At 63.1% G+C, this 13,876-nt stretch carries 11 protein-coding genes and 4 tRNA genes; 5 read left to right on the forward strand and 10 right to left on the reverse strand.

The window, feature by feature from the left end:
• Nucleotides 1–13: 13 nt before the first annotated feature.
• Both D9M09_RS16795 and D9M09_RS29115 read right to left on the reverse strand, forming a co-directional pair.
• A tRNA-Arg gene (locus tag D9M09_RS16795) sits at nt 14–90 on the reverse strand.
• Nucleotides 68–373: a hypothetical protein gene (locus D9M09_RS29115; RefSeq protein ID WP_143450075.1), complete on the reverse strand. Its 306-nt coding sequence runs from the start codon at nt 371–373 to the stop codon at nt 68–70. The genes D9M09_RS16795 and D9M09_RS29115 overlap by 23 nt, the downstream gene beginning before the upstream one ends.
• Here D9M09_RS29115 and D9M09_RS16800 point away from each other — a divergent pair.
• Nucleotides 368–2,497 carry a hypothetical protein gene (locus tag D9M09_RS16800; RefSeq protein WP_162995733.1) on the forward strand — a complete coding sequence of 710 codons (2,130 nt, stop codon included), beginning with the start codon at nt 368–370 and terminating at the stop codon, nt 2,495–2,497. The genes D9M09_RS29115 and D9M09_RS16800 overlap by 6 nt on opposite strands.
• 118 nt (nt 2,498–2,615) lie before the next feature.
• Here the strand turns inward: D9M09_RS16800 and D9M09_RS16805 are convergent.
• The 3 genes from D9M09_RS16805 to D9M09_RS16815 all read right to left on the reverse strand — a co-directional run bounded on the left by D9M09_RS16805 (nt 2,616) and on the right by D9M09_RS16815 (nt 3,019).
• Nucleotides 2,616–2,692, reverse strand: a tRNA-Arg gene (locus tag D9M09_RS16805).
• 91 nt (nt 2,693–2,783) lie between these two features.
• Nucleotides 2,784–2,860: transfer RNA gene (locus D9M09_RS16810), tRNA-Arg, on the reverse strand.
• 82 nt (nt 2,861–2,942) lie between these two features.
• Nucleotides 2,943–3,019 (reverse strand) — tRNA-Arg (locus tag D9M09_RS16815).
• 428 nt (nt 3,020–3,447) lie between these two features.
• Here D9M09_RS16815 and D9M09_RS16820 point away from each other — a divergent pair.
• Both D9M09_RS16820 and D9M09_RS16825 read left to right on the forward strand, forming a co-directional pair.
• Nucleotides 3,448–5,955: a hybrid sensor histidine kinase/response regulator gene (locus D9M09_RS16820; protein WP_121669939.1), complete on the forward strand. Its 2,508-nt coding sequence runs from the start codon at nt 3,448–3,450 to the stop codon at nt 5,953–5,955.
• 306 nt (nt 5,956–6,261) lie between these two features.
• Nucleotides 6,262–7,245 carry a GGDEF domain-containing response regulator gene (locus D9M09_RS16825; RefSeq protein ID WP_070219228.1) on the forward strand — a complete coding sequence of 328 codons (984 nt, stop codon included), beginning with the start codon at nt 6,262–6,264 and terminating at the stop codon, nt 7,243–7,245.
• A 79-nt stretch (nt 7,246–7,324) separates the two neighbouring features.
• On the opposite strand, the gene D9M09_RS16830 is transcribed toward D9M09_RS16825, so the two are convergent.
• Nucleotides 7,325–7,720 carry a hypothetical protein gene (locus D9M09_RS16830; protein WP_070219229.1) on the reverse strand — a complete coding sequence of 132 codons (396 nt, stop codon included), beginning with the start codon at nt 7,718–7,720 and terminating at the stop codon, nt 7,325–7,327.
• A gap of 310 nt (nt 7,721–8,030) precedes the next feature.
• Here D9M09_RS16830 and D9M09_RS16835 point away from each other — a divergent pair, with 310 nt between their 5' ends.
• Together D9M09_RS16835 and D9M09_RS16840 are read left to right on the forward strand one after the other, a co-directional pair.
• Complete coding sequence (locus D9M09_RS16835) at nt 8,031–8,744, forward strand: sensor histidine kinase (protein ID WP_070219230.1); 714 nt, start codon at nt 8,031–8,033, stop codon at nt 8,742–8,744.
• 74 nt (nt 8,745–8,818) lie between these two features.
• On the forward strand, nt 8,819–9,334 hold the full coding sequence (locus D9M09_RS16840) for a DUF6265 family protein (protein ID WP_121669940.1): 516 nt from the start codon (nt 8,819–8,821) through the stop codon (nt 9,332–9,334).
• A 43-nt stretch (nt 9,335–9,377) separates the two neighbouring features.
• On the opposite strand, the gene D9M09_RS16845 is transcribed toward D9M09_RS16840, so the two are convergent.
• The 4 genes from D9M09_RS16845 to D9M09_RS29990 form a co-directional block, all read right to left on the reverse strand.
• A complete protein-coding gene (locus tag D9M09_RS16845; RefSeq protein WP_070313360.1) occupies nt 9,378–10,676 on the reverse strand; it encodes an NAD(P)/FAD-dependent oxidoreductase in 1,299 nt (432 codons plus the stop codon).
• A 20-nt stretch (nt 10,677–10,696) separates the two neighbouring features.
• A complete protein-coding gene (locus D9M09_RS29120) occupies nt 10,697–11,182 on the reverse strand; it encodes a hypothetical protein (protein ID WP_162995520.1) in 486 nt (161 codons plus the stop codon).
• A 93-nt stretch (nt 11,183–11,275) separates the two neighbouring features.
• Nucleotides 11,276–12,049, reverse strand: coding sequence for a transporter (locus D9M09_RS16855; RefSeq protein ID WP_240453401.1), 774 nt, complete (start codon nt 12,047–12,049; stop codon nt 11,276–11,278).
• Nucleotides 12,050–12,126: 77 nt separating this feature from the next.
• Nucleotides 12,127–13,782 (reverse strand): methyl-accepting chemotaxis protein, encoded by a 1,656-nt coding sequence (locus D9M09_RS29990; protein WP_121669942.1) that lies wholly within the window; start codon nt 13,780–13,782, stop codon nt 12,127–12,129.
• Between the last annotated feature and the right edge of the window lie 94 nt (nt 13,783–13,876).

The raw sequence follows: 13,876 nt of genomic DNA on the forward strand, positions 1-13,876 counted from the left end.
ATCCCCGATATTCTGGTGCGGCTGGCAGGAATTGAACCCACGACCCCTTGGTTCGTAGCCAAGTACTCTATCCAGCTGAGCTACAGCCGCCTAAGACAAGATTATAGCAGGGCTTTGCAGAATGGCAAAGGGCGTGGCGGCGATATTTCACAATTGACGCCCTCCCCGGTTTTTCACCGGCCGCCCCGCCACTTGCATTTTTAATCACATTGATTTTCTGATTGCGGCGCAAAACCGACACGCTGATGACTGATTGGCCATTATTAATGCATTCAAGAAAAATAAATTGCAATTCATGGAAAACTTTGAGAATGTTTACTAGCAGTAATTCCAAAAAAAATACCAAGGGGATGTCATGAAAATAAACTTGCATAAATTGCCTCTGGCCGCCGCCTGCGCGGCCGCCCTCCTTCTTGCCGCCTGTGGCGGCGGCAGTAGCAGCAGCCCCGCTGACCCGGTTCCGCCCGTCGTGCCGCCGCCGGCAACGACGCTCAGCGGCACTGCCGCCGTCGGCGCGCCCATCTCGGGCAGCGTGGTGGCCATCGATAGCAAGGGCAAAGTGTCCACGGCGGTCAATACCGGCGCCGGCGGGGCATTTACGGTGGACGTGGCCGGCATGACGGCGCCGTTTTTCCTCAGCATCACCGGCTCGTCCGGCGGCAAGCAGGTGACGCTCAATTCCATCGCCACCGCGGCGGGACAAACCGTCAACATCACGCCGCTGACCGACCTGATCGTCTCCACGGCGTCGGGCCAGCCCGGCGGCACGGCCCTGGCCGCCGTCTGCGCCCCCGTCGCCAATACGGTATCGGCCGCCTGCACTGCGGCCCTGGCCAATGCCGCGACGCAGCAACGGCTCGATGCGGCCGTGGCCGCCGTCGTCGCCATGATCAAACCGATTAATACCGGCAATACCAATCCGCTGACGGGCGCCTTTGTTGCCAACGGCACGGGCATGGACGCCGTGCTGGACCAGATCCTCGTCGCGCCCGCGGAAGCGCAGGGCGCCATGGCCACCGTCACCCTGATCGCCACCAACAGCGCGCTGGGCAGCGTAACCCTGCCGGCCGCCGCCGGCGGCGCGCCGACGATACCGGCAGCGACGCCGCCATCGGACGCCGACCTGGCCAGAGCGACGGCCGCGGCCAGTGTCTTGCCGGAAATCCGCGCCTGCATGGCCTCGCTCAGCGCCCTGTATCCGAAGACGGGCTTCGTCGTGCCGTCGGCGGCGGCCGTGTCGCCGTTCATCGACAGCAGCTTCAACATGGGCGCGGCGGTGGGCAAGGCCGACATTGTGTCCGCCCTGAGCAGCGCGGACCAGGCTGCCCATGCGGGCCTGACGATCGAGGCGCTGGGCCTGGCCAGCGTCAGCATGCAGCCCTTGAGCGCCGATGAAATCGCCACGCTGACGTCCGCGAGCAGCACTTCGACGACGCGCGTCGCCGACTTCATCGGCAATCGCCTCGGTGCCGGGGCGACGGCCATCGCCTTTACTTCAGGCAAGCCCAGCAGCGCATGGGTACAGTTACGCATAGGAACAGATGCGGGCATGCTCAACTGGAAGCTGGTCAAGACGGGCGACACCAGCGGCTGCGCCGGCGGCTGGAAACTGGCCGGCAGCGGCCACCTGGACATGCACATGAATGCGCGCATCCAGCGCAACTTCGATACGGCCGGTACGGCCAGCTTTGCGCGCGAATGGGCAGCCCACGTCGAGCTCGACACCGTGCTGCAGGAAAATCCGGCCGTCAACAAGATCGACGTGCGGGGACCGGGCCTGACGACGTTCGGTGACTTCCAGATACCGGGCTCGGCCGGCAGCAAACTGCAGCTGATCCTGCCGGCCACCGGCTACACCCACATGCGGGTAGCCGACAGCAATGGCGCCGCCAGCACTTTCTACAATAACGCGGAAGCCATCCAGAGCTGCCAGGACCTGGCCAGCCTGCCCGCCAGTACGCCGGGCCTGGGCGCGGGTACGGCTTGCATCGACGAAACGAAAGTGGCACCTGGAAAAATCTACGTGTGGACCCTGAAAACGCCGAATGGCGCCGTCAGCGCCTTCCCGTTCCAGATCAATGCCGTGCCCCTGTCGAAAGCGTTTGCCAAGGCCAACCAGGCCAGCCTGTTCGCCACGCTCACCAGCATCACGCCGGCGAAACTGTCGTCCATCCCGGCCGCCGCCCTGCTCGATGGCGCGGTGACCTTCAATTACACGCAGTCGGCCACCTACGGATCGAAAATGGATAATTGCGGCCTGTATCTGTTCAATAACACCACGCCGGTGCTGAACGCGGAGCAAAATGCGGTTGGACAGGAAACCTCGTGCACGTTCACGACCTCGGGGCTCAATGCGCTGGCCTCGAACGTGGCGGACCCGGCGCAATCCGGCGCCTCGCTGTTCAAGTTCACCGGTCCCGTGACAAGCGGCGGACTGTGGGTGACCACCATCGTCCTGGGCAACCAGGCGTCGTCGGGCCAGCCTTACCCGAATTGACGGGGCCCGGCCACTGCAGCGCGCCGCGATGGGGGCGGCGCGCTGCACGCTTGCCTTTCGCTGGACGAAAAAAAACCCGGAAAGCGAACTTTCCGGGTTTTTTCACTACTGCTGATACTGGTGCGGCTGGCAGGAATTGAACCCACGACCCCTTGGTTCGTAGCCAAGTACTCTATCCAGCTGAGCTACAGCCGCAAACTCTGACACACTTCGCCGAACGGCGCGAAGCTTGAAACTTTCATCAGAACGAAGCGAACTTCATTCCGGCAACGATACTAATCAATACTGGTGCGGCTGGCAGGAATTGAACCCACGACCCCTTGGTTCGTAGCCAAGTACTCTATCCAGCTGAGCTACAGCCGCAAAACTTCTACAACATTCCATCAACAACATGGAGGTGAAACTTGTCACAACAAAACCAGGCAAAGTCTGATTTTCAGTATTCTGGTGCGGCTGGCAGGAATTGAACCCACGACCCCTTGGTTCGTAGCCAAGTACTCTATCCAGCTGAGCTACAGCCGCGCAGGCAAACATTATAGCGTATTCATTTCGCTTTGAAAAGTTCGATTTTTCAATCGCTTAGCTGATTTTGCAGAATACCGCCCCGCATGATCGACTACCTTTTCACTGCCAAAAAGCTGACGCCTTTTTATCGCAGGGCACTTTTGCTTCCGCAGTCGCGTCCAGCGAATCGAGGAGTTGCTGCCTCGAAAGAAGCGGGATTATAGGGACTGCTTTCCAGCCTGTCCAGTGCTATCTGCAGGCGGCGCGCAAGCGTGCGGTGGCGGTGCCCCGCTTGGGGCTACAATACCAGCCAGACAGGGGCGCTTTTGCCTCCCCTGATGCATGACGGCGGACATTGAGCATCATGACCTATTTAACTGAGCTTAGCGACGGCGGCCCGGCGGGACAAGCGCCCGTGCGGCAGATTCATTGTTGCAGGATTTCCGATGGCCAAGCATGACCGCGAGCAAGATCTGCTTCCCCCATCAGCGCCGCTGAGCCTATCGGACGAGCGCCTGTCCAACTTGCTGGAAGGTATTACCGACGGCTTTTGCCTGCTCGACCGCGACTGGACCATCCGCTACCTCAATACGCGCGGCGCCGCCATGCTCGCGCCGCAACACGCGCCTGGCCCCGGCATGGCGGGCAAGAACCTGTGGCATGCCTGCCCCGCCCTGCATGGCACGGAACTCGAAACCCAGTACCGGCGCGCCATGGCGCAGCAGCTCAGCTGCAGTTTCGAACTGCTGTATCCGCCGCTGGGGCGCTGGCTGGAAGTGCGCATCTTCCCTTCCAGCGAAGGCTTGACCACGTATATCCAGGACATCAGCCAGCGCAAGGCGGCCGAGGAAAACTTGCGTCACAGCGAGGAAGACTTGCGCGCACTGGCCAATTCCATTCCGCAACTGGCCTGGATCGCCAGCTTCGATGGCACCATTGCCTGGTACAACCAGCGCTGGCACGACTACACGGGCACCACTGCCGAACAGATGGCGGGCGACGGCTGGAGCATCGCCTATGACGCGCAGCACCTGCCTTCCATGCTGCAAGCCTGGAAGGCCGCCTTGCGCGAGGGCACGCCCTTCGAAATGGAGTTCCCCATCCGCGGTGCCGACGGCCAGTACCGCTGGTTCCTGACGCGCGCCAATCCCGTGCGCGACCGGGGCGGCCAGCTGCTGCGCTGGTTTGGCACGAGCACCGACGTCGATCAGGTCAAGCGGGCGCAGGAAGCCTTGCGCGATGAAACGCGCGTACTGGAGCTGCTCAACAATACGGGCGCGGCCCTGGCCAGCACCCTCGACTTGCCGGCCCTGCTGCAGGAAACCGTCGATGCGGCCACGCGCATCAGCGGCGCGCGCTTCGGCGCCTTTTACTATGATGATGCGGGCGATATCCACGACGATCCCGACGCTCTGCCCGCGGCACGCGCCGTCAACGGCATCAGCCTGCGCCAGGCAGATGCCATCGCCACGGAACTGCGCCAGGGAGCGGCCATGCGCCAGAACGACTTGCTGGCCGCGCCCGACGCCAGCGCCGGCGGCGCGCCGCCGCTGCGCAGCTGCCTGAGCCTGCCCGTCAGCTCGCGCTCGGGCCTGCTGCTGGGGCGCTTGCTGCTCGGCCATCCGCAAGCGGGCATGTTCAGCGCGCGCAGCGAACGCATCGTCTCGGCCATCGCGGCCCAGGCCGCCGTCGCGCTCGACAATACGCGCCTGTACGCGGCCGCCACGCGCGCCGCCGAAGAGCGCAAGGTGCTGCTCGACAGCGAACGCGAGGCACGCGCCGACGCCGAGCGCACGAACCAGCTGAAAGACGATTTTCTCGCCACGCTGTCGCACGAACTGCGCACGCCGCTGTCGGCCATCCTGGGCTGGGCGCAGGTGCTGCGGCGCGGCACGCGCGACCAGGCCGACCTGCACCGCGGCCTGCAAAGCATCGAACGCAATGCGCGCGCGCAGGCGCAACTGATCGAAGACTTGCTCGACATGAGCCGCATCACTTCCGGCAAGGTGCTGCTGGACCTGCAAACCATCGTGCCCGCCAGCATCATCGCCTCGGCCATCGAAACCCTGCGCCCGGCGGCCGACGCCAAGCACATCGCCATCCACAGCAACATCGCCAGCGATGCGGGCAGGATCACGGGCGACCCCAGCCGTATCCAGCAAGTGATCTGGAACCTGTTGTCGAATGCCCTGAAGTTCACGCCGCAAGGCGGCCGGGTCGAGATCGGCGTGCGCCGCGAGGCAAGCCGCCTGGCCATCACGGTGAGCGACAACGGCGTCGGCATCAAGAAAGACTTCCTGCCCCACGTGTTCGACCGCTTCCGCCAGGCCGACGCCTCCACCACGCGCCGGCATGGCGGCCTGGGGCTGGGACTGGCGATCGTCAAGCACCTGGTGGAGCAGCATGGCGGCACGGTCACGGTCAGCAGCGCCGGCGACATGCAGGGCGCCAGCTTTACCGTGCGCCTGCCCCTGGGGACGCGAACCGCGCCGGCGCGGCCAACGGGCGGCGACTTGCCCGCCAGCCATGACTTGCGCGGCGTCACCGTCCTGCTGGTCGATGACGAGGCCGATGCGCGCGAACTGACGGCGCGCATCCTGCGTGACAGCAACGCTGAAGTGCATGGCGCCGGCAACGTGGCGCAAGCGCTGCAACTGCTGGACCAGGTACACCCGCATGTGCTGGTCAGCGACATCGGCATGCCTGACGCCGACGGTTTCGACCTGCTGGCGCAAATCCGCGCGCACGCCTCCCCTGATGCGGCCCGGCTGCCCGCGCTGGCGCTGACGGCGTTCGCGCAACCGCAGGACCGCCAGCGGGCACTGGCCAGCGGCTTCCAGGCCTGGGTCTCGAAACCGCTCGACCCGGCCGAACTGCTGGCGGCCGTGGCGCAACTGGCCGCAACGCGCTCCCTCGCGCAGCGTCCTGAAGAGGGCAGCAATACGCCGCCCTAAAAAGATGATGCAAAGAAATACATGATGCAGTACAAAATGACTATTTTCATGGGCTAGCCTTCCTACTTTCAGACGCGGCTCTGTCCTACAAGCAACTAAGCTAAAGTTTGCTACACTGAAATGCAGAAACGCACCTGCACGGCAGGCTGGAGATGGCGGCCTGGGCCGGCGAGAACGTCAGAAGCGAGCTCAAGCGCTGTTGTGCGCCCTAACTTGTTGCAAGGCGCTACTATCTTCCCCACTGCCGTCAGCCCATCATCTGCGGTGGAAGCCAGCGTTGCATAGACCGTATAACCGAGACCTTACATGCCCAGCCAAGATGAGATTTTGAAAGCCAAAATTTTGGTCGTCGACGATTCACCCGACAATGTTGACCTGATGCTGGAAATCCTGCGCGATGCCGGCTACACCAATGTGACGGCCACCATGCGTCCGGCCCAGGTTTGCCCCCTGCACCGGGAGCATTGCTACGACCTGATCTTGCTGGATCTGCAAATGCCGGAACTCAATGGTTTCCAGGTCATGAAAGGCTTGAAGGAAATCGAGCATGGCGGCTACCTGCCCGTGCTGGCCCTGACGGCACAGCCGAGTTTCAAGATCGCCGCCCTGGAAGCGGGCGCGCGCGACTTCATCAGCAAGCCCTTCGACCTGATGGAAGTGCACAAGCGCATCCACAACATGCTGGAAGTGCGGCTGCTGTACAAGGAACTGGCGCAATACAGCAAGCAGCAGCAGGAACTGGCGCTGCACGATCCGCTGACGGGCTTGCCGAACCGGCGCCTGCTGGAAGACCGCATCGAGCATACCTTGCAGCAATCGGCCCGCAGCCGCGGCAAGTCGGCCATCCTGTACCTGGACCTGGACGGCTTCAAGGCCATCAACGACAGTTACGGCCACGGCTATGGCGATGAAATCCTGAAAATGGTGGCGGCCCGCCTGGTGAGCGCATCGCGCAAGGAAGACACGGTGGCGCGCATCGGCGGCGACGAATTCGTCATCGTGCTGGGCAACCTGGCCGGCAAGGGCGACGCACGCGAACCGGCCGCCAAGCTGATCGAAGTCATTTCCGAGCCGTATTTCATCAACGACCTGACCCTGCGCCTGTCGACCAGCATCGGCATCGCCATCTACCCGGACGACGCCAGCACCGTCGAATCCCTGCTGGGCGCGGCCGACACGGCCCTGTACGAAGCCAAGCGTGCCGGCAAGAACCGCTTTTGCTGCATCCCGCACGAGGTGATCGCCTCGCAGGTAAATATGCAAAAAAACAACATTCCGTCGATCGCCTGAGTTTTTACGCCGCACCGCACATGAAAAAAACCGGCAAGCCACGTTGATGGCTTGCCGGTTTTTTCATGAGCACGATGTTTTATTTCTTGCCAGCCGTCACTTCATGCTGGCCCGCATGCTGGTGGTCCGTCTGCGCATCGACGGTTTCCGGCGGTACTTCGATGCGCGTGATGCCGGCATCGACGGAGATCGGGTCGCTGGCGGGGAAGGTCATTTCCACGGCGTCGTCAAGCAACTCTTCCTTGGCCCGCTCTTCGCCGCTCATGCCTTCTTCATCGGCCAGGATGGCCAGCGCGCTGGCCCATTTCACGAAATTAAGGTTGGACAATTCGCGTACGGTGGTCACGCCAAACGCTTGCTGCAAGGCCTTCGCATCCTTCGCGCTGACGCCGCGCAAGGCGCTGATGGGGGCATTGACGATGTCGCGGAAGCTTTTGTCGAGGTATTCCTTGTCGACGATGGTTTCGATATTCATGGCATGTCCTTTCGTTTCGGTAAACGGGCCTGTACTGCACCCTGCGCCGCGGGGCGGCTATGCTGCATGGAAAAATGCACAACCCCACTATGGCAGCGTGTGGCGTCCCGGTATGTGCGCAGCCGTACGTAAAGACGGGAACAACTTCCTGCTGGCGCAAACAGAAATATTGCCTATCATATAAAAATGATGGGAGGAGATTAAAATTGCCGAAAAGACAGAAATTTTCCATCCATGCGCCCCGCGATGAAATCCTCATGTATGATCCACAACTTGAATTTGGTCCACCTTTCACCATTCACGGGGCGCTATGTCCGCACAAACAGATCCGAACAAGGAAGCGGCCCAGGCCGATGCGGAACGCGCCGCCGATCTCAGCGAGTTGCTCGGTCATGTCAACACCAGTTGGGACAATGAACGGCGCGCCCTGTCGCGCCAGCTGCACGACAGCCTCGGCTCGTCGCTGACGGCGCTGACCATGCACCTGTCGCTGCTGACGCAAAAAATGCCGCAGGAAGCGGCCTTGCTCGACCGCGCCGCGACCATGAAGCAATTGCTGCTGAATGTCATCGAGACCAACCGGCAAATGCAGATGAAGCTGTGGAACGACAAGCTGGAGTTTCTCGGGGTGAATGTGGCGCTGGGCGAGCTGGCTGCGCAATTTGCGGAACAGCACAAGATCACCGTGCGCTGCAGCCTGCCCGAAGATGAACTGATCTGCCCGCGCAACGTGGGCGTGGCCCTGCTGCGCACCCTGGAAGAGGCGCTCAGCAATATCGCCGCGCACGCGCAGGCAAGCGAAGTGGATATCATCATTGACGACAACGACGAGGCGCTGATGATGACCGTCAAGGACAACGGCAGCGGCTTGCCGGCCAGCGTGCCCGTCGAAATGAGCAAGCACGGCCTGCGCGCCGTGCGCGAGCGCGTGCATTACCTCGGCGGCAGCCTGAGCCTGACGGCGAATCCACAAGGCGGCATGGCCCTGACTGCCGTCTTGCCGCGCATTAGCCCGAAAGAATAATCCCTGCCAGACAGCATCGGGCCGGAACATCGCCGGGCGCCCTGCCCCGCTCAACGATACGACGAGGAGACCGCATGCAACGACTGATCCCCACCCTGCTGGCAGCGCTGCTGGCCATGGGCGCCGCCCAGGCCGCCGACAAGACCGTGCCGCCGCCGGAAACCGTGGACAAGCTGGCCTGGCTGGCCGGCTGCTGGAACGTCGACGGCGCCGAACCCGGTTCCGGGGAACAATGGAGCACGGCCGCCGGCGGTACCATCCTCGGCACCAGCCGCACCGTCAAGGGCGGCAAGACGACGGCCTTTGAATTCGTGCAGATCCGCCTCACGGAACCGGGCCAGCTGGCCTACATCGTGCAGCCGTCGGGCGAGCCGCCCGTGATCTTCAACCTGCTGCGCCAGGACAAGCCGAATGAATTCATCTTCGCCAACCTGGACAATGACTTCCCGAGCCGCATCACCTACCGCCAGGACAGCGAGCGCATCTTGCACGCCAGCATCACCGGCACCTTGAAGGGCAAGCTCACCACCATCGCCTTCCCCATGACGCGGGGCCGCTGCGACGCGGCGCCCCTCGCGCGCGGCAAATAAAAAGGGGCCGCAAGGCCCCTTGTTTTGTTACGGCGCAAACTGCTTAATGCAGCTTGACCTGCGGCGAGCTGCGCTTGATCAGGAAACGGCCCATGGCCATGACGGCCGTGCGCACGGTGCCCAGCACGGCGTTGTGGTGCATCAGGTGCAGGCTCACATACATCATGCGCGCGACAAAGCCTTCGACGAACCAGCTCAGGCCCTTCAGCGACCCCATCAGGGTGCCGACCGAGGTGGTGCGGCCAAACGACACCAGCGAACCGTAGTCCAGATATTCGTACGGCCTGGTTTGCGGCGGCTTGCCCTTCGCCTGCAGCAGGAACGTTTTCAGCAGGTAATCGGCTTGCTGGTGGGCAGCCTGGGCGCGCGGCGGCACCAGCTTGCCGTCGGGACCCGTACAGGCGGCGCAATCGCCCAGCGCGAAGATATTCGCATGGCCCTGCACATTGAGCATGCCCGTCACTTCCAGCTGGCCGGCGCGGTTGGTAGGCAAGCCCAAAGTGGACAGGAATTCCGGCGCGCGGATGCCGGCGGCCCACACGCAGATGTCGGCCGCATAGCTGGTGCCGCTGGCCACCGTCACCTTGTCGGCTTCGATCGTGGTGACGCGCGTATCGGTCACCACCGTGATGCCATGCTGGTGCAGCAGTTTCGAGGCGGCAAGGGAGACGCGCTCGGGCAGCGGCGCCAGGATGCGCGGCGCCCCTTCGAGCAGGGTGATGCGCACATCCTTGATGGCGTTGAGATTCTGGAAACCATACGCGGCATACACGCCGCTCGCTTCGCGCAATTCGGCCGCCAGTTCTACGCCCGTCGCGCCGCCGCCGATGATGACGATGTCGACGCCGGGATGTCCCGCGTCGCCCTGGCGCTGTTCGGCCATCGCCAGCAGTTTCAGCAGGGTCAAACGGAAACGTTCGGCGTCTTCCGTGGCATTGAGGGAAATCGTGTTTTCCTGGGCGCCGGGTACGCCGAAGTAATTCGAGGTGCTGCCCACGGCCAGCACCAGCTGGTCGTAGCTGACCTGGCGCTGCGGCAAGAGCTGCTCATCCTTGTCCGTGGCGATGGCGCCCACGGTGAGGCTGTTCGACGCTGCGTCGAGCCCGATCAGGGGACCATAGACATAGGTAAAACCATTGTCATGCGCCAGCATCTGGTACGACAGGCCCTCTTGATGAATGTCCAGGGTGCCGGCCGCCACTTCATGCAGTGACGGCTTCCAGATATGGTACAGGCGGCTGTCGACCAGGGTGACCTGGCCGGGGCCGAGCTTGCGGCTGAGTTTGCAAGCCAGCTCCAGGCCGCCTGCACCTCCCCCTACGATTACGATTTTACTGTGCAAAGATCCTCCTGCTTATTTGTTTAGTCCCTGTGCCCGTTGCCGTTGCCGTTGCCACGACCATTGCCATTGCCATTGCCTCGGCCCGGCTTGTCATCATGCTTGTCGCGCTTGTCATAGTGCTTGTCATGCTTGTCATCGTGACGGCCGCGGTCGCCGTAATCGGGACGGCCATGATCGCCATGCTGCTGGCGGTAACGGGGCACATATTGGTTGTTGTACCAACTATCTTGGACGAAATATACCTCTTGGTTACAGGCATTATACTTGCGGCAGTGCTTGGACCAGTTTTTCGCATGGCCGGGCGGCACGCGCAAATAAATGGGACGGGCCGCATAGTATTGCGGGCGCTGCACGATGACGGGCTGGGCGTAGATCAATTGCGGCGCGGGATAGTCGCCTATGTCGATGCGGCCGTAAAAGCCTGGCTGGCCGACGGTGACGGAAACCTGGGCAACGGCGGCGGTACCTGCCGACAGCAGGACGGCGGCGAGAATGAGGGTTTTCATGAGGACACTCCTTTTATCAGTTATGCCGCAATTGTAGACCTTGTGTGACTAACTGTTTGTTCGCAAGGACACATAAGGAATCGCGTCGCAATCTCACCACAGTTTGCCCAAAGGCACTACCAAGCCGCTGAACAGCGACCAGTCCGGCGACGCCGCCGTCAAGCCACGCGCCACGCCGATATCGATGGCCAACCGCGGCGTGGGGCTGTAGGTGGCAGCCAGCAGCAGCTGCGCCGTGGCTGGCGCGCCGCGCAGGCGCGTGCCCGACACTTCCGCCGTGGCGCCCCAGCGGTCGCTGACGGGCGTGGAAAAGGAGGCCGCCCAGCCCGTTTGCACCCTGCCCGTGCCAGGGTCGGAAGCCCCCAGGCGCGTGGCGTTCAGGTTGGCGTCCATGTGCACGGCGCCCAGGTCGCGGCTGAAAATACCGTTCAACGAGACGTCGCTCTTGCCGCTGCCGATGCTGTCCTTGGCAGTGGGCAACTTCCAGCCCAGTTCCAGGCCCAGCGCCGTGGCGCTGTCGAGCAAAAAGGCGCGTTTGAGCACGACCGTCGTGTCGCCCACGCCCGTCTCGCGCCGGCCCGTGTCATCGCGCGCGCGCACGAAGCCCTCACCTTCGAGCAGCACGCCCCATTCGGGCGTGAACGCCAGCTTGAACGTGTACGGCAAGCTGGCGCGGCGCGCGTCGTCCGTTTTCGACAGCAGGCCGCCCGCCTCGAATTCCAGCTGGCCCGGCACGGGCAGCTGGGCGGGACTGGCCACCGATGGACGATAAGGCAGGACGGGATCGCCCTCCTGCGCCTGCGCCAGGGGCGCCAGCGACAGCAGCAACAGGGAAAAACTGAAGGAGGACAGGAAAGAAGATGGCATGGGGAACCCGGAAGTGGCAAACGCGCAATAGCGACAGCCTACCACCGCCGCGCCGATCGCGCCCGGTCCAGCCGCCGTCAGGCCAGGCGCCGCACGCCCGGCCTGGCCGCCGGCGCGGGCCGGCGCAGCGGCGTGACGTTGCTGGCCGCCGGCACGGCGATGCCTTCGGCCTGGGCATGCAGGCGGAACACGCCCACCAGTTCCGTCAGGGTCTGCGCCTGGTCCTGCAGCGATTCGGCGGCGGCTGCCGCCTCTTCCACCAGGGCCGCATTCTGCTGCGTCACCTGGTCCATCTGCAGCACGGCCTGGTTGACTTGCTCGATGCCGGCGCTTTGCTCGGCGCTGGCGGCCGTGATTTCCTGCATGATATCGGCCACCTGGCGCACGCTGGTCACCACCTCATCCATCGTCCTGCCCGCGTCATGCACGAGTTTGGAGCCGATTTCCACCTGTTCGACGGAGTCGCCGATCAGGGTCTTGATTTCCTTGGCGGCACTGGCAGAACGCTGGGCCAGGCTGCGCACTTCGGATGCCACGACGGCAAATCCCCGCCCTTCCTCGCCCGCCCGGGCCGCTTCCACGGCCGCGTTCAAGGCCAGGATATTCGTCTGGAAGGCGATGCCGTCGATGACGCTGATGATGTCGACGATCTTGCGCGACGACGCATTGATCGATTCCATGGTCTGCACCACCTGCCCCACCACGGCGCCGCCCTTGCCGGCCACATCGGACGCGGCGCCGGCCAGCGCATTGGCCTGGCGCGCATTGTCCGCGTTCTGCCGCACGGCCGAGGTCAGCTGTTCCATCGAGGACGCCGTTTCTTCCAGCGAACTGGCCTGCTCTTCCGTGCGCGACGACAAGTCGAGGTTGCCCTGGGCGATTTCGCTCGAGGCCGTGTTGATGGTGTCCGTACCCGAGCGCACCTGGCTGACGATGCCCACCAGCTTGTCGCGCATGGCTTTCATGGCGAACAGCAGGCTGGCATTGTCATGGGTGGCCGTGCGGATATCGATGGTGAGGTCGCCCTCGGCGATGGCGCCGGCGATCCTGACGGCGTACGCCGGTTCGCCGCCGAGCTGGCGCGTCAGTCCGCGCGTGATCAGCGCCCCCAGCGCCAGGCCGGCCGCCATGCTGCCCAGCACGAGCGCGATCATGAAGCTGCGGCTGGCCTGGTACACGCCCGAGGCCTGTTCGGAAGCCGCCTTGGCGCGCTCTTCCTTCTGCAGCGACAGTTTATCCAGCATACCGTCGAGTTCATCGGCATGCTGGCGCGTCTTGTTGAGCAGTTCGACCAGTTGCGCGCTGCGCTGCGCCAGCGGCTCGGCCGCCGCCAGCGCCAGGGCTTGCTGCATGGTGGCAATGTACTCCGCTTCGACAGCGGCGAAGCGGGCAAACAATTCCTTGGCGGCCGACGTGACGAACAGCGGCTGGGCCTTGGCCAGATAGCTTTTATTTAGCTCGAGGAATTTGCCGATGTCGGCCTGGCGCGTGGCGCGCTCCTCGGCGGTCGTGGCCAGCAAGAAATTGCTGCGCGCGCGACCCACCTTGATCAAGGCAATATTGGCCTCTTTGATGTACGACAGCCCCAGCAATTCATGGTTGTACATCTGCCCCGCCATGGTATCGATCTTGCCCATGTTGAAGATGCCGATGCCGGCCACGATGGCCCCCATCAGCGCGACGCAAAAGAAGGCAGCGAGCAGGCGCGTCCCCACTTTCATTTTACTCAACATGTTTCCTCCCAGACAAGACGGTAGCCAATAATTTAAGCTATGACTTGAATATAAGGAAAAAACTGTCACTAAAATGCTCGGATTGTCACTAACC

Source organism: Janthinobacterium agaricidamnosum, assembly GCF_003667705.1.
Taxonomy (GTDB): Bacteria; Pseudomonadota; Gammaproteobacteria; order Burkholderiales; family Burkholderiaceae_D; genus Janthinobacterium.